Here is a 16,224-nt window from a genome sequence, read left to right as displayed (position 1 = left end):
GGAGAACGCGACCCCGATCCGAAACTTGCATATCGGGTCATAATCAAAATTCTGAACCCGACTCATTGATCCGGCAAATCGAATGGCCGCCTTCGGTTAATCTCAAAAAGATTTTATAATTCTCGTTGTCCGGCGGCGCTGCGCCGCACGTCACCTTTATGAACATTTCCGAGCAAGATACCCGGGCCGAACTTCAACATTTGCGCGCCGAGATCGATCGTCACAACGAACTCTATTATCAGAAAAACGAGCCGGAGATCTCCGACTTCGAGTTCGACAAACTGCTCGAACGCCTGAAGGAGATCGAGTCGGCGCACCCCGAACTGATCAGTCCCGAAAGTCCGACCCAGCGCGTCGGCGGCCGCGCCGAAGGATTCGCGTCGTTCACCCACAAGGTCCCGCTGATGTCGCTCGACAACTCATACAACATCGACGAATTGCGCGCCTTCGACGAGCGGTGCCAAAGGCTTGCCGACGGGCGCAAACTGGATTACGTCGCCGAACTCAAGATAGACGGCCTCTCGGTTTCACTCCATTACGCAAACGGCGCGCTGTCGGTCGGCGCGACACGCGGCGACGGCTCTACCGGCGACAACGTGACGCCGAACGTGAAAACGATCAAGTCGATCCCGCATCGTCTGACCGATGGGTTTCCGGCGGCGATCGAGGTCCGCGGCGAGGTTTTTATGGCGCGTTCGGTGTTCGAGAGCATCAACGCCGAACTTGAGATGCAGGGCGAAAAGCTGTACGCGAATCCGCGAAATTTCGCATCCGGCACTCTTCGGCAACTCGACTCCGCGGTCGTCGCCTCGCGCAAGCTCGATATGTTCCCGTACGACGTTTGGGAAGGAAATCAAAAGCCGTTCGCCTCGCATTGGGAGAATTTCGAATGGTTGCAGAAACAAGGATTCAACGTCAATCCGAACCGGCGTCTGTGCACCGATATCGATGCCGTGATCGCCTTTTGCGATGAGATGCTGGCGCTCCGCGACGCTCTCGATTACGACATCGACGGCGTCGTGGTCAAAGTCAATTCGACCGCGCTTCAGGAGGAATTCGGATCGACGACAAAGGCGCCGCGATGGGCGATCGCCTACAAATATCCGGCGATGCAGGCGATGACGCGGCTCAACGGGATCACGATCCAGGTCGGTCGCACGGGAGCGCTGACGCCGGTTGCCGAACTCGAACCGGTGCTCCTCGCCGGCACAACCGTATCGCGCGCGAGCCTTCACAACGAGGACGAGATCATTCGGCTCGGGATAAAAATCGGCGATTTCGTCAACATCGAAAAAAGCGGCGAGATAATTCCGCAGGTACTCGGCGTTGTCGAATCGCGCCGCACGGGCGGAGAGGTCGAATACGAATTTCCGCGCAATTGCCCGATTTGCGGGTTCGACGCGATCCGGCCCGAAGGTGAGGCTGTCCGGCGGTGCTCGAATCCGGTTTGTCCGGCAAAACTCAAGGCTCGCATTGGATATTTCGCGATGCGAAAGGCGATGGACATCGAAGGACTGGGTGACGTTCTGATCGAACAGCTCGTCGATCGGGGTTTGATTCACGATGTCGCCGATCTTTACGCGCTTGATCTCGAAACCGTTTCCGGGCTCGAACGGATGGCCGAAAAATCGGCCACAAAGGTGCTCGAACAGATCCAGATCTCAAAATCGCGTGGGTTGCGGCGATTGCTGTTTGGGCTCGACATCCGTCACGTCGGTGAACGTTACGCGAAGATCCTCGCCAATCACTTTCGCGACATCGAGAGCTTGAAAACGGCATCGGTCGAACAGTTTGACGACATTCCGGAGATCGGTCTGACGGTAGCCGAAAGCGTATCCGGCTGGTTTAGGGACGAAAGAAATATCGAGTTGGTCGAACGCCTCAAATCGTTCGGCGTCAAAACGGAGATCGACTCCGACTCGGTTGCGAATCTGGATGAACGGTTTGTCGGAAAGACGTTCGTTTTGACGGGGAAACTCGAATCGTTCACACGCGACGAGGCGGCGCGTCTGATCGAGCAGCGCGGCGGCCGCACGGCGAGTTCGGTCAGCAAAAAGACCGATTTCGTCGTCGCCGGTTCGGACGCCGGATCGAAACTGACCAAGGCCGAATCGCTCGGCGTGACGGTCCTGGATGAATCGGAGTTTCAAGCGATGTTGGCGGAAGCGGGGAATTGAGAAGTGAGAACTGAGAAGTGGGAAGTGAGAACTGAGAAGTGAGAAGTGGGAAGTGAGAGCTGGGAAATGAGAACTGAGAAGTGGGAACTTCGAAATGAGAAATGGAATGAGGCTGTCTGAAAAACGGACAAATTCGCTGAAAGCGAATCAGATAATAGCCTGGGGTGAGCGAAGCGTAACCCAAGGATTTTAGTCAGATGGGACGCCGACCCTGAAGGGGTCGAAGGTAAGTTGTTGATTGTTCGACCCTTGCAGGATCGTGATGTCACGTTGTTCAACAAAGGGCGGCGCTCGTTTCTTTCGCGTTGCCGCACACTACTTTGTTGTCCCGTTTGCGACTTTCAGGAATATGGACTTTCCAGACAGCCCCCTGAACAATCCTTCCCAGCTCTCACCTCGCAGTTCTCACTTCCCAGCTCTCACTTCCCATTTCCCAGTTCTCACTTCCCAGTTCTCACTTCCCATTTCCCAGTTCTCACCTCTCACTTCCCACCTCTCACTTCCCAGTTCTCACTTCGCAGTTCTCACTTCCCAGCTCTCACTTCCTATCTCCCTTTGCCGAGTTTTCGCGAGATCGCGCCGTAGATCTTGTCAACCTCGCTGATCCGCAAGAACTTCGCGGTGACGAAGAAAACAATTCCCGCGAGCCCGATCGGGACGAAACACTCGATCAGCTTGAAGATCAGACCTGCACCGCCAAACTGCGCGTGGAGAATGAAATAAGCCCCATATGCAACCGCCGACATCGCCGTCGATGCGATGGCGATCTTGACGAACGAGACGAAGATCTCGCGGCCATTTAGCCGTTGGATCCGGCGGCGCATCAAAAGCGAAAGTGCGAGGAAATTGATGAGTGCCACGAGCGACGTCGCGAGCGCCACTCCGACGTGGCCGAAACCGCCCGGCCGTTCGGGCGTAACCCCGACGGTCGAAAGCAGTCTCATCATTCCGTAACTCGTCCCGACGTGTACGACGATCGACGCGAGACTCACGTACATCGGCGTCTTCGCGTCATCGAGCGCGTAAAACGACGGAGACAAAACCTTGATCGCCGCATAACCCGCAAGTCCGACCGAGTAGGCCGAAAGCGCCCACGCCGTCATATTGGTATCGGCCGCGCCGAATCGTCCACCTTCGTAGATCAGCCTGATGATCGGTTCACCGAGCACGATCAGTCCACAGGCCGACGGTATCGTCAGCAGAAAGATAAGTTTCACCGCGTCGGAGAGCGTGCTTCGAAACTCCTTGAAGTTCTCTTCGGAGGCGAGTTTTGAAAGCGTCGGAATTGCCGCCGTGCCGATCGCGACTCCAAAAACGCCGATCGGGAATTGCATCAGCCGAAAGGCGTATGAAAGCCAAGACTGGCCGCCGTCGATTCCCGAAACGACGAAGGTGTCGACGAGGACCTTTACTTGCACCGCCGAAGTTCCGATGATCGCAGGCCCCATCAAACGCATCACGCGCCGCACGCCCTCGTCGGTAAAACTCAGTGCCGGAATGAAACGAAATCCGACCTTGTAGAGGGATGGAATCTGTATGAAGAGCTGAAACGCGCCGCCGATCAAAGTGCCGATCGCCATTCCGGTGATCGCCCATTGCGCCGCGGCACTCGGAACCAGGTTCTTGTCAGCCGAGATTTCCCACGTCCCACCGCTCAGCCAAAAGGCCATCGCGAGACCAAAAACGATGGAGGCGATGTTGAACGCCGTCGATGCCGAAGCGGGAATTCCGAATCGTCCCTTCGTATTCAAAACGCCCATCGCGACCGCGGCCATCGCCACTAGCAGGATGAACGGGAACATTATCTGAGTCAGCGTCACCGCTAGACGCGCTTTTTCAGGAGGAAAACCCCACGCGAGCAGCGGCACGATGTACGGAGAGAGAAGGATTCCGAGAATCGCAACAAAGCTCAGGACAACCGCCAATGCATTGAATACCAGACTCGCCAATCGCCAGGCTTCGATCTCGCTCTTCTTGATCTGGTAATCGGTAAAGACCTTGACGAACGCCGCTGAGAGTGCACCTTCGGCAAAAAGATCCCGCAGAAGATTCGGTATCCGAAAACCGACCAAAAAAGCGTCATACAGAAATCCGGCGCCGAAAAAGCGCGAAAAGATCATTTCGCGGACAAGTCCCAGGACACGGGAAAACATAACGGCGATCGAGACGATGCCGGCACTTTTCGTGACGCTGCGCGCTTTTGTTACGGGAATTTCGGGGGACGGTTCGCGAGTTGATTCGGTTTCGGTCATTTCGGTCGGTTCTCAAAGTAGGAATTATCAACCCAATCGGCCGAAACTGCAACAAAAGAAAGGACATCGCCGTCGATGCCCTTTCTTTCGCACAATGTTGAATTGTTCTGGTGATCAATTAATGCGGGCGCGAGTTTCAGGATACGTGACGCGCGTATTGGCGATTCGGACGTCGAGCGAGACCGCGTTGTAGGTCATCGGCGCGGCGCCGCCGAACTGGCTCTGGATCATCGAAACGTAACTGTTTTGAAATGCGCGGAACCGCGGGACGCTGCCGCGCTGATTGAAGATCACGAACAAGAGCGTGCCGCTGCGGGTGCCGATCTCGCCGGCCAAAGCGCTGACGCCGCCATCCGTGTTCCCGAGAGTTCCGGTTTTGCCGATGACGCTGCCGCGAGCGAAATCCGAATCAAATCGCCCTTCCAGAGTTCCCTTGTCGATTCCCGCCACCGGCATCACATCGGAAAAGCCGAGTTTGTAACGTGCCAGATCGGTTCGGAGCGCGCGAAGAAGCTTCATCATCGCCCTTGGCGTGACACGGTTGATCCCGAGACCGCTCGAAGTCTGAAGAATGAACTCTTGCGGGAACACGCCCGCGCCCTGCTGGACGATCTGGGCAACGCGGTACGCGCCGCCGACCATATCGCCAAGGCGTTCCGACAGAAAGTTGTTCGAATAACTCAGTGTGACCTTGAGGATCTCTTTCATCGGCGCCGACTCGTGCGTGAAAAGCGGTCGCAGACTGCCCGGCATCGGTTGAACGTATACTGTTCCCGAAATCGAGATCGACGGCAACGAGATCGCCTGTCCGAACTTGCCGGAATTCAAAAGGTAATTCTGCCAGGCCTTCGACGTTGCGGCATTCCGACGGCCGGCGTCGAGCGATGCGAGCAAGTTATTTCCCGATGCGACCGGCGACATACTGTAGTTCATCGCAAAATTGTCGGTCACGATCAGATCGCCGCTGATGCTTTGAATCCCAAGATTGTTGAGTTCGTGCGCGAGGCGGACACCGTGCTCGAGATTGAACATCGGATCGCGTCCCGAGACATAAAGATTCCCAACGAGCGTGCGCGTCGCCGGGTCAACCTGACCGTCGGTCCAGACCGTTGTTTGGAAACGGAAGTCGGGGCCGAACGTTTTGAGCACCGCATACGCGGTCGCGATCTTCACGTTCGACGCGGGGTTGAACGCATAGTTCGAATAACTGTCGACCACGTTCTTGCCTTCAAGCGTTTCAACGAGCACTCCCGAGTATCCCGGAATCTGAACGTCGGCGAGCGTCGGGTAAACGGAGGATGTCGCAGCCGTTTTGGTGACACCCTTGGTCTGAGTTTGATTTGTCGTCGAACCGCCTTGCGGAACCACCTGAATGTCCTGAAGCAGAGGCTTGGGCGTCGGTGAAGGCGTCGCCGGGCGAGTATAGACCTGGGCGTTGGTGTTCGAAGCCGAAAATCCGACCGCCAACAATATGGCGACACAAATGACAATTCTAACGGTAAAACTCTTCATTGCTAATCTCGGGTATTTGTTTGTGTTTGCGGCAGGCTCTCTTCGAAAAAGAAAGGCTGGCACGATTATAACACAATCATCAGCCGACTTTTCAAGCGCATGCGCGAATCGACGAGTTTCGCGCAACCTGATCTTGGATGAAAACAACGGTTTCCAAGATGTCAGGAATTAACATTTCCTTATGGAAACAACACATAATTCTTATACATCAAGAAAAATAATTGTCAAGAAGTTTTTTTGAGCGCAAGCGATTGGAGCGCGGGCATCCCTGCGCGCCTGAGCGCATTGCGCGATAGGGCGTCCGATTGGAGCGCGGGCATCCCTGCGCGCCTGAGCGCATTGCGCGAAAGGGCGTCCGAGGTTTGAGGCTTTCGACGCTTTCGCGTCGTGCGGGCAGGGATGCCCGCGCTCCAGTCCGCGCTCCGGTAAAAACTCGAAATCATTGCAATTACCCCCGAATGAGCATAAAATTGACGGCAATCCGAAGGCTGTGAAGAAAGAGCGCGAACCCTCAACATTTGAAAACATTAAGCGAGCGCACGCCGAACGCGGGGTTGAGATTCGACAGCGTTTGGAAGAGTTTTCATCGGTTTGGCAATCGGGGGATGACGACCGGTTGTGGGAAGAAATGGTTTACTGCTTCTTTACCGGCGGTTGCTCCGCCCGAATGGGGCTCAGATCGGTCGAGGCCGTTCGCGGCCTGCTTAAAGAAGGCTCCCACGAGGAACTGATGAACGCGCTCGTTGGCCGTCACCGCTATCCGCGGGCCCGCGCTCGCTACATCGTGGCCTCGCGTGAGTTTCTTACGGCGGATTGCGAAATGCGGTTGCGCCAACGCTTGTCGGGCTTCAGCGATCCGCTTGAAAGACGCGATTGGCTCGTGAAGGAAAAGGGAATTAAGGGGCTTGGGTACAAAGAAGCCAGCCATTATCTGCGCAACATTGGACTTAAAGGATACGCAATACTCGACAAACACGTCTTGCGCTGTATGTCGGAGTTGAAAATTATCGAGGAACCTAAGCCACCAAATACGCGTTCGAAGTATCTAAGGGTCGAAGACAAGCTGAAAAAATTTGCCCTTCGTTCCGAAATCGACTTTGACGAGCTGGATCTGGTCCTTTGGTCGATGAAAACCGGGGAGATTCTGAAGTAAAGAAAAAAATCGAAGATCGGGAAAGGAGTTTTGGAATTATGCGATTTGGAATTCTTGGCGTTGTTGATGGATTTCCTTTCCGTGTCGCGCGTCTCGTTCTCACGGTCGCTTTGCTTTCGGCGATCGCGTTTGCCTCCGACGATGTTCAACAAACCGATGAAGATTCGCGATTTCTCATCAAACAGTCCGAAAAGCTGATTCGAAAAGGCCGCTTTGAAGAAGCCGAGAAGATCCTTCGCGCACTGCTCGTCCGCGAGCCGAACCATTCGGCGGCAAAACTCAAGCTTGCCTACGTTTCACTCAAGCAAAAAGAACTTCTCGATGCTTACGAGCTTTCGTTCGAGGTCGCCAAGGCCGAACCCAAGAACTCCTACGCTTTTGCCGTTCTCGGAGCGACACTGCTCAGCGCGGGCAACTTTCGTGAAGCCGAAACGGTTTTGGTCAACTCGCTGACTCTCAACAAGAAGGAAGCACTCGGATGGGCCGGGCTCGGGATGCTCGACTTTTATGAGAATCGGATCAACGATTCGATTGAAAACCTCAAGACGGCGGCGTACTACGACCCCGAAGAACCCGACTTCATTTTCAGCCTTGCACAGGTATCGGCTCGGGCCGAGCGCTATCGGGAGTCTGCGGAAGCGTATCGACGCTTTTTGCAAATTTCTCCCGAAGCGGACTTTGAGCGTCGCGACCGGATCAAAGGATTGATCAATTTTCTGAGCTTTCTGGGACAGAAGGCGTCGCTGTACGACGTCACCGGCGCAAAACAGGCGTCGGTCAACATTGATTTGCTCCGCGACCGACCGGTCCTGGAGGTTCGCCTGAACCGTAACGATGAGCCTCTGCGCTTCGTTCTCGATACGGGTTCGGGGATCAGTGTAATCTCGCAAGAGACCGCAGAGCGCTTGAAGATAAAGACGGTCACACGCGGCGGACTTGCGCGGGCGATCGGTGGAACGGGGAAGTTCGAGATCGTTTACGGATTCTTGAAGTCGGTCGAGATCGGTGACGTGCAGGTTCGAAACGTGCCGGTTTACATTCGGGACTTTCATTCGAATGACGAACGAATAGACGGTTATATCGGCCTTTCCTTGATCTCGAAGTTTTTGACCACGCTCGACTATGGCGAACGAAAGTTCACGTTGACGAAAAAGGAGGTGGCCGACGATATTGGGACGATTCCGGAAGGTGAGCTGTTTCTTCCCTTGCGTCTGACGTCGAGCGGCTTTCTCAGCGGCGAGGTCCAGCTCGAAGGAATCGAGCGAAGCTTGAATTTCATAGTCGATACCGGAGCGAGCGTATCCGTTATCTCGGACGAACTCGCCGGAACAGAAGAAATGAGCCGATTCCTGCGGGTTGAAACGATGCGCGTCATCGGCGCGGCCGGAATCACCGACAACGTCAGGTCCTTTATGCTTCCGCGCGTCACCTTCGGCAGCCATTCCCGCGAAAGCATAATGGCCGTCGCGCTCGATCTGAATATCATCAACGAAGCTTCGGGATTTCGCCAATCTGGGATACTTGGCGGGAACTTTCTCAAGAACTACCGATTGACGTTCGATTTCAAGAACTCGAAAGTCATTTTTACGCCGGTCGGAAAGTAAGTTCGTTCCGATTCCGGCGGTTGACTTCGAACTCCGGAATTGAGAACTTAACTGTTCCGATGAAGCAATCACTTTATCTTGAAACCTCGGTTGTCGGGGCGTACCTCGACAACGGGGAGCCGTTTCGCCGCGATCTCACCATTCGCTGGTGGGAGCACGAGCTTTCGGAATATCGCGTCTTTAGCTCGGAACTTGTCCGGCGCGAACTCGAACGTGTGGCGGAGCCGCATCGTTCCGGTTATCTGAATCTGATCAAGCCGCTCGAGAGTCTCGACGTTGTCGAGGAAGTTGCGATACTCGCGGAAGGTTATGTATCCCGGGGAATTTTTCAAAGACGGTTTCTGGCCGACGCGGTCCACGTGGCGATCGCGTCCTTTTACAAGGTCGACTATCTGGTGACCTGGAATTTCGGTCACCTCGCGAATGTCCGCAAGCAGGCGCGCATCAAGCTTTTCAATACCGCGGCGGGGTTCTTTTCGCCGTCCGTCGTGACGCCGGAGTTTCTTGTCCACAGTCTCTGAAGAAACTTGACGATTTTTCTGTTACATTCGACAATTGCGACGGGTCAACATATATGTATCGGCGACCGAAATTTTTGGAAGTTCTGCACGAGATTCGCCAGGAAATGGCGCGCGAGGCAGATTACGACGTTGACCTTTTCGCCGAAATGGTTCGCACCGGAAGCTTTCCGGAATCACTGAAGAAACCGTCTTTGTCCGACGAACTCAAGCGGTCGGGCAAGCCGCGACGCGGACGGGTCGGCAGCGAGGCAAATTAACGTATGGATTTTGCTTTTCAAGCGATCGGGATCGAGGTTCCCAACGAAAGCGCCTTTAACGAGCTGGCGGTCGACGTCGGTCGTCGCGGTGAAGCGACGCTTCTGCAGCGAACCGACGGCATCCTCCACGGCCGGTGCCTGAAGCTTGGGAAAGGGCTTGAAGTTTGGACATTGCTTTATGAACCGCGACCGGGCGAGGTTGTTTACGCCGACTGCCGCCCGGCATTCCGCGCCCGTCGCACCCATTCAATCTCACCCTGGATTCTGTCCGAAGTTGCCGAAGAAGGCGCTGCGATCGTTCACGGATTCATTGAGGACACGGAAACTGAAGTGCTGTTCGAACTCCAAAACCTGACCGAGGTCGGAACCGGCGTTCTTGACGCCTCGATTCTGAACGTTGGTCTTTGCGGGCTCGCCTATCGCGCGGAGGTTTTTGAAGAACCGTGCGAACCGAGTTGGATCAACTGCGACGAACTGGTGTTGAACGTCGTGGAACAAGAGAACGAATGGAGTTTGTCCGGCCGGATCCGCGCGCTCGAGTCGATCCGCAATCCTCATTCGGGGAGCGATTTGTTTTGGTTTTACGTCGAAGTCGGCGACCTTTTTCTCGAAGTTCTCGTCAATCAAACTGCTTTGACCGGAACTCGAATAAGTGTCGGGTCTTACATCCGAGCGGACGTTTGGCTGCAGGGCCACATCGTTCTTCAGGGCAAGCCGCGCGGTTTTGAGGGAATCGACCGCGCCGTGCGTTCGGCAGATCATTGGAGTGCCCTCAAACGGCCGAATTAGTTGCGGCTTCACGCATAACGGGTCCAAATATGCGTCGTTTTGTGATTATCGGTTTAGTCCTGATCCTGCTAATCGGAGCCGGCGCGGTCGGTTACTACGTGTTCAGGCAATATTGGATCCATCGCTATGACGAACTGATCTTTCGGCAGGCGACTGTCTACAGGCTTGATGACCGGCTCGTCTGGAGCGTGATCTACGAGGAGACCTACTTTCGTGCCTGGATGGTCGGTGCGGACGCCGAAGTCGGCCTGATGCAGATAACCCCGACCGTCGCCCGCGAGTGGGCGAAGGAGACCGGGCTCAAGGAGTTTGAAAAACAGTCGGCCGAAAACGTCAATCTGCTTCTCAGGGATCCGGAACGCAACATACAGATCGGCTGTTGGTACCTTGAAAAACTCCGCGAAAGATATCACGATTACGCGGCCGAGAATGCGATGACGCTTGCGGCCTACAACGCCGGCCCAAGCCGTGTCGAGGAATGGACGCGCGGCGCGCCGGACGCCTCTCGGCTCAAGGAAGAAGAATTTGTGCGGTTGATAGGCATCGCATCGACGAGATCTTATGTCACGTCGATCCTCGAGCGCTTTTACGAACAGAAACGATGAAGATCTTCAGCGCCAAGTACTTGCTTCCGATATCCGCGCCGCCGATCGAAGGCGGCGCGATCGCGTTTGAGGAAGATCTGATCGCTGCGGTCGGACCGCTTGCCGATGTGATCGCGCGCTTTCCGGACGCCGATCGGGAAGATTTCGGCGAGGCTGCGATAATGCCCGGACTCGTGAACGTCCATTCGCATCTCGAACTGACCTCGATGCGCGGATTCGCCGATGAATTCGACCACGATTTTCATTCCTGGCTGATAAAGATCACGACCACGCGCGGCGAACGGCTCGACGAGCGTGACCTCGAACTCGCGGCAATCGCCGGTGCGTTCGAGGGCGCGCGTGCCGGCGTAACGTGTTTTGCCGATATCGGCCGGCTCGGTTCGGCAGGTTTCAAGGCCCTCACCGCTAACGGTTTGCGGGGCATCGTCTATCAGGAAACCGAGTTTTCGCCGGACGACCGAACTGCCGCCGACGATTTCGTGATACTGAGGAACAGGTTCGAGGCGTTGCGGGCACGCGAGACGACACTTGTCCGCGCCGGGATTTCGCCGCACGCGCCTTACACGGTCAGCGCTTCGTTGTTCGAATCGATCACGGACTATTCGCTTCGGGATGAGGTCAAACTGACGATTCACGCGGCGGAATCGGTGATGGAAGAAGATCTGATGCTTTACGGAACGGGGTTCTTCGCCGGAGTTTATGAAAAGTTCGGTTTCGAGTTCCGTAATCCGGCGAGTTCGACGATCGCCTATTTCGAAAAGATCGGCGTGCTCCGCGCCAAACCGCTTTTGGCGCATTGTGTTCGTGTTTCGGATGCCGACATCGATCTCATCGCCGATTCCGATTCGCGCGTCGCCCACTGCCCGAAGTCCAACGCCAAATTCGGACACGGTGCGGCGCCGTTCGAAAAATTCCTTGAGCGCGGGGTAAGAACCGGACTGGGAAGCGATTCGATGGCGAGCAATAACGTTTGCGATCTGTTTGAAGAGGCGCGGTTCGCTACGCTTCTGGCGCGAACCGCGGACGAATCGAATCGTTTCGTTCAACCGCGAGAGATGATCGAAACCGCGACGATTGGCGGCGCCCGCGCGCTTGGACTCGAAGACGAGATCGGGTCTCTTGAAGCCGGCAAACAGGCCGACCTGATCGTCGTTGCCCTCGACAACGTCGCGCAGTTGCCGATTCACGACATCAATTCCGCGCTGGTGTTTGCAACCAACTCCCGCGACGTTCTCTTGACGGTCGTCGCCGGCGAAGAGATCGTCCGCAATGGAAAGTCATTAAAGGTCGATCAAAGCGAGATCCGGAAAACGCTCGCCGGAATCGGCCTGAAGATGCCGCGCGAAGATTAGTTTATCGAATTCGCAATTCGGGAGCTTTGAAAAACCCAAGGGTTCTTTTTATTCGGGGCCGGGACGAGTCAGTACCATCTGCCCCAGCGGATGGTTGAAGATCGGTTGGTATCAATACTTCGGTCCGGGAGTGCCGTGGAATCTGAAATCCTTGGAGTCCTTGGAATCTTGGAATCTGGAATCTTGGAATCCTTGGAATCTTGGAATCTGGAATCTTGGAATCTGGAATCTGGAATCTGGAATCTGGAATCCCAAATCCCAAATCCCAAATCCCGAAATCACCATTCATATATCGGAAATCAAACAACCAACATAATTTCATCCAGCGATTTTCTCTTGATGTCAGGGACCTTTGCTCCTTCGGCCGGATATCCGACCGGAATCAGTACGAAAGGAACCTCGGATTTCGGCCGTCCGAGAATCTCCTGCAGGAACTTCATCGGGCTCGGCGTGTGCGTGAGAGTTGCCAGACCCGCTGTGTGGAGCGCCGCGAGCAGCAATCCGACGGCGATCCCGACGGATTCCTGCGAATAATAGGTCGGTTCAGATTCGCCGTTTTCGGTAACTGAAGTGATCCGGAAAACGACTATCAGATAGGGCGCGATCTCGAGAAACGGCTTGTGTTCGTCGGTTCCGAGCGGTGCCAGCCGGCGCAGCCATTTGTCGCTCATCCGATTGTTGTAGCTCTCGGATTCCTCGTGTTCGGCGGCTTCGCGGATCTTGCGTTTCGTCCCCGGATCGCGCACGACGATGAACCGCCAGGGCTGCATATTTGCCCCCGAAGGCGCCGTTCCTGCCGCGCGGATCGCCGTTTCGATAACCTCGATCGGTACCGGCTCATCAGAAAAGTCGCGCACTGTCCGGCGGCGATCAAGGTTCTCGAAAAACTCCCGGGCACGGGATAGTCCATTCGCGTCCGATTCCGGCCGTTTGAATTTGAGCGGGATAAAATTGGGTTCATTCATAGGTATCGGTTCGGCGGCACGCTTCGTTAGCGCTCCGCGGAAGCCTGAATCAATCCAGTTTCGCGCTTTTTCGCAGGCGAAAAAGACGGCCAGCGGAACTTAAGCCGAAAATTCGGCCACGACCGGCGTGTGATCCGAGGGACGTTCCCACGTGCGCGGTTCGCGGTCGATCCAGCAGTTCGTGCATTTTGCCGCCAGACTGTCGCTCGTCCAAATGTGATCGATTCGAAGCCCTTGATTCCGGGGAAACGCGCCTTCGCGGTAGTTCCACCACGAAAACTCCTGAAGGTCGCCGTTGATCCGGCGAAAAACATCGGTGAATCCCCATTGTTTGACGTGATGGATCGCCGCGCGTTCGGGTTTTGAAAAATGCAGCTTGCCCTCCCAGTTTTTGACGCTCCAAACGTCGAGTTCCTCGGGCGCGACGTTGAAATCGCCGCACAGCAGAACGTCGGAGTCCTTCGGACAATCGTTGTCGAACATCCGTCGCAAACGCTGCAGCCAATCCAATTTGAAAGTAAATTTGTCCGACCAGAGCTCTGTGCCGTTGGGAATGTATGTGTTGACGATCCGCACGCCTTCGATCGTCGCGGCGATGAGCCGTTTCGGGGCTTCGGGGGCGTCGTCGGCGAAGTTGTATTGCGGCTTTTCGATCGCGTGGCGTGACAGAATTGCGACGCCGTTATAGCTCTTTTCGCCCATAAAAACGGCGTTGTAGCCGGCCTGCAAAAAGTCCATCTGCGGAAACTTGTCGTCAACGCATTTGGTTTCCTGCAAACAAAGCACGTCCGTCTTCGTCGTCTCAAGCCACTGCAACACCGCCTCGAGCCGAATCGCGATCGAATTTACGTTCCAGGTTGCTACTTTCATAATTATTCTGCGGAGCTTTGGCCCTTCATACTTGCTCCAAAGGATCTTATCGCCCAGATCAAAAAACCAAGTTCACCGGCTTTTCGAATTCCGTTCAAAAAAGATCCCGCCTTCAAATCCTTGAATAGACGTATCGCTTTCGGCCAGTTCCAAACGTTTCTGCGCCAGCAAACAATACTGCCCGTCGCTCTCGATCGCGCAGAAATCGCGGCCGAGTTTTTTGGCGACGACGGCGGCCGTGCCGCTCCCCGCAAACGGATCGAGGACAATCTGGCCCGCGTTGGTCGAAGCCAGGACGATCTTGGCCAGCAGCTTTTCGGGTTTTTGCGTCGGATGATCCGTGTTTTCCGGCATCGACCAGAACGGAACCGTCAGATCCGTCCAAAGATTCGACGGGTGCGTCAGCCTGAAATCACCGTCCGGTGATCGCTCCCAATCTTTGGGCTCACCGTTTTCGGTGTACGGCGCGATCACGCGGCGCTTCATCTTGACGGCTTCGGTATTGAAAACAAAGTCGTCGGACACGGTGAAAAACCAAATGTCCTCGGACGAATTTTTCCAATTCCGCTTTGCGCCGCGACCTTTTTCGCGCTCCCAGGTGATTCGGTTTCGAAGCCGGAAATACTTCATCCCGACGCGCTGGATCGCGGCGGCCGAACGCCAGTCGCCGCATATGTAAACCGACGAGGTCGGCTTCAATAACCGAACGCATTTGACGAGCCACGAGTCGAGCCACGCCTCATAGTCGTCGAGCGAGGTCCGGCGAAACGATTCTTCGCCGAAGCTCTTCGTCAGATTGTACGGCGGGTCGGCGAAAAGCAGGTCGAAGGTCGAAGCGGGAAGTTGCTCCAAAATCGCGAACGCGTCACCGCCGATGACCTTATTTCGAAAATCGCGCGCGTCGACGGAAACCAGCGCCCGCAAACGGTCCGTTTCGGATGGTTTGATCCCGATCGTCCGGTTTCGCGGTGCGCGAATCTTTTCGGGGTTTTGCGCGGTCATTTTCTCATTTCTCAAGGATCATTCGCGCGAGAAGCAAGGCGCGTTTCGGGATATCGTCGACGATGACGTGCTCATTGAGGGTATGCGCCCCGTTGCCCCAAATACCCAGCCCATCGAGAAGAGGAACTCCGAGCGCGGCAACGAAATTACCGTCCGATGCGCCGCCGACCGTCGTTTCGCCGAGTTCGTATTCAAATTCGAGCGCGGTTTTCCGCGCCCGTTCATAGAGTTTCAGAACGGCCCGGCTGCGCTCCATCGGCGGACGGTTGATCTCACCGATGACCTCGAGCCGGACGCGCTCGTCAAACGGCTTGAGCGCGTCGATCGCGGCCTCGATTCGTTGCGCTTCCTTCATCGACGAAAAACGGACATCGACCTCACATTCCGCCTCCGACGGAATGACGTTCGACGTCGTGCCGCCGGCGATCGTGCAAACATTGACTGTCGTGCCTTTTGCCGGACTGTTCAACGAATGGAGCTTCTGGATCTGCCTTGCCAATTCGAGGATCGCCGACGCACCCTTTTCCGGTTCGAGTCCGGCGTGGGCCGGAATTCCGTGCGCCCTGATGGTGAACATTCCCGTGCCCTTGCGCCCGGTCTTCGCGCGGCCGTCGGCCGATGGTTCGCAGACGAGCACATACTCGGCGAGCGCCGCTTCGCGTTCGACTATCTCGCGTCCACTGTGGCTGCCGATCTCTTCATCGCAGCTCAAGACGATCGTGATCGGCCTCGGCGGCGAAAGGTCGAACTCCTTGAAGGCGCGCAATACTTCGAGCATTACCACCACGTTCGCCTTCATATCGAAGGTGCCGCAGCCGTAAAGCTTGCCGTTCTCGATGCGTGTCGGGTTTTGTTCCTTTGTGCCGCGCGGATGGACGGTATCGGTATGTCCCAGGAGAAGAACCGGTTTTCGATCGCCTTCGTAGGCGCGAATGACGACATGTTCGCCGAATCCTTCGACGGCCGTCCGTTCGATCTTAAAGTCGTCGGAGATCCGCCTGAGCTCATCTTCGAGCCAAACGGCGACCATCCGGCTGCCGGCCTCGTCGCGCGAGGGCGACTCGATCTCAACAAGTTGTTGGATCCGTCGGATTATGCGTTCCTGGCGCCCGTTGAAAAATTCTAGCAATTTGTCCATTTGAGTTTTCGCTAAGTGCCTTATCCC

15 protein-coding genes are annotated in these 16,224 nt (G+C 55.7%); 8 read left to right on the top strand and 7 right to left on the bottom strand.

The window, feature by feature from the left end; all coding sequences use genetic code 11:
- The first annotated feature begins 158 nt into the window (after nucleotides 1-158).
- On the top strand, nucleotides 159-2,177 hold the full coding sequence (gene ligA / locus IPN69_04725; GenBank protein ID MBK8810018.1) for an NAD-dependent DNA ligase LigA: 2,019 nt from the start codon (nucleotides 159-161) through the stop codon (nucleotides 2,175-2,177).
- Nucleotides 2,178-2,722: 545 nt separating this feature from the next.
- Here ligA and murJ read toward each other — a convergent pair.
- The gene (gene murJ, locus IPN69_04720; protein ID MBK8810017.1) at nucleotides 2,723-4,429 is read right to left on the bottom strand and encodes a murein biosynthesis integral membrane protein MurJ; all 1,707 of its coding nucleotides are present in this window, start codon (nucleotides 4,427-4,429) and stop codon (nucleotides 2,723-2,725) included.
- 114 nt (nucleotides 4,430-4,543) lie between these two features.
- A complete protein-coding gene (locus IPN69_04715; protein ID MBK8810016.1) occupies nucleotides 4,544-5,941 on the bottom strand; it encodes a D-alanyl-D-alanine carboxypeptidase in 1,398 nt (465 codons plus the stop codon).
- A gap of 490 nt (nucleotides 5,942-6,431) precedes the next feature.
- Here IPN69_04715 and IPN69_04710 point away from each other — a divergent pair, with 490 nt between their 5' ends.
- The 7 genes from IPN69_04710 (at nucleotide 6,432) to IPN69_04680 (ending at nucleotide 12,222) form a co-directional block, all read left to right on the top strand.
- Nucleotides 6,432-7,094 carry an N-glycosylase/DNA lyase gene (locus IPN69_04710; GenBank protein ID MBK8810015.1) on the top strand — a complete coding sequence of 221 codons (663 nt, stop codon included), beginning with the start codon at nucleotides 6,432-6,434 and terminating at the stop codon, nucleotides 7,092-7,094.
- Between the two features lie 38 nt (nucleotides 7,095-7,132).
- Nucleotides 7,133-8,698 carry an aspartyl protease family protein gene (locus IPN69_04705; protein MBK8810014.1) on the top strand — a complete coding sequence of 522 codons (1,566 nt, stop codon included), beginning with the start codon at nucleotides 7,133-7,135 and terminating at the stop codon, nucleotides 8,696-8,698.
- A 59-nt stretch (nucleotides 8,699-8,757) separates the two neighbouring features.
- Entirely contained in the window at nucleotides 8,758-9,219 is a 462-nt protein-coding gene (locus IPN69_04700) for a type II toxin-antitoxin system VapC family toxin (GenBank protein MBK8810013.1), read from the top strand.
- Between the two features lie 74 nt (nucleotides 9,220-9,293).
- Nucleotides 9,294-9,476, top strand: coding sequence for a hypothetical protein (locus IPN69_04695; GenBank protein ID MBK8810012.1), 183 nt, complete (start codon nucleotides 9,294-9,296; stop codon nucleotides 9,474-9,476).
- Nucleotides 9,477-9,479: 3 nt separating this feature from the next.
- Nucleotides 9,480-10,265 (top strand): hypothetical protein, encoded by a 786-nt coding sequence (locus tag IPN69_04690; protein MBK8810011.1) that lies wholly within the window; start codon nucleotides 9,480-9,482, stop codon nucleotides 10,263-10,265.
- A gap of 41 nt (nucleotides 10,266-10,306) precedes the next feature.
- Complete coding sequence (locus IPN69_04685; protein MBK8810010.1) at nucleotides 10,307-10,870, top strand: lytic transglycosylase domain-containing protein; 564 nt, start codon at nucleotides 10,307-10,309, stop codon at nucleotides 10,868-10,870.
- Nucleotides 10,867-12,222 carry an amidohydrolase family protein gene (locus IPN69_04680; protein MBK8810009.1) on the top strand — a complete coding sequence of 452 codons (1,356 nt, stop codon included), beginning with the start codon at nucleotides 10,867-10,869 and terminating at the stop codon, nucleotides 12,220-12,222. The genes IPN69_04685 and IPN69_04680 overlap by 4 nt, the downstream gene beginning before the upstream one ends.
- A gap of 111 nt (nucleotides 12,223-12,333) precedes the next feature.
- Here the strand turns inward: IPN69_04680 and IPN69_04675 are convergent, their stop codons facing one another.
- The 5 genes from IPN69_04675 to IPN69_04655 all read right to left on the bottom strand — a co-directional run bounded on the left by IPN69_04675 (nucleotide 12,334) and on the right by IPN69_04655 (nucleotide 16,197).
- Entirely contained in the window at nucleotides 12,334-12,507 is a 174-nt protein-coding gene (locus IPN69_04675; GenBank protein MBK8810008.1) for a hypothetical protein, read from the bottom strand.
- 14 nt (nucleotides 12,508-12,521) lie between these two features.
- Complete coding sequence (locus IPN69_04670) at nucleotides 12,522-13,187, bottom strand: nitroreductase family protein (GenBank protein ID MBK8810007.1); 666 nt, start codon at nucleotides 13,185-13,187, stop codon at nucleotides 12,522-12,524.
- A gap of 99 nt (nucleotides 13,188-13,286) precedes the next feature.
- Complete coding sequence (gene xth, locus IPN69_04665; GenBank protein ID MBK8810006.1) at nucleotides 13,287-14,057, bottom strand: exodeoxyribonuclease III; 771 nt, start codon at nucleotides 14,055-14,057, stop codon at nucleotides 13,287-13,289.
- A 72-nt stretch (nucleotides 14,058-14,129) separates the two neighbouring features.
- On the bottom strand, nucleotides 14,130-15,059 hold the full coding sequence (locus tag IPN69_04660) for a site-specific DNA-methyltransferase (GenBank protein ID MBK8810005.1): 930 nt from the start codon (nucleotides 15,057-15,059) through the stop codon (nucleotides 14,130-14,132).
- 4 nt (nucleotides 15,060-15,063) lie between these two features.
- Nucleotides 15,064-16,197 carry a M20 family metallopeptidase gene (locus tag IPN69_04655; protein MBK8810004.1) on the bottom strand — a complete coding sequence of 378 codons (1,134 nt, stop codon included), beginning with the start codon at nucleotides 16,195-16,197 and terminating at the stop codon, nucleotides 15,064-15,066.
- Nucleotides 16,198-16,224: the final 27 nt, after the last annotated feature.

This window comes from Acidobacteriota bacterium (assembly GCA_016715115.1).
Lineage (GTDB): Bacteria > Acidobacteriota > Blastocatellia > Pyrinomonadales > Pyrinomonadaceae > JAFDVJ01.
Note: the sequence above shows the minus strand (reverse complement) of the source record. Positions and strands in the feature narration are given on the sequence as shown.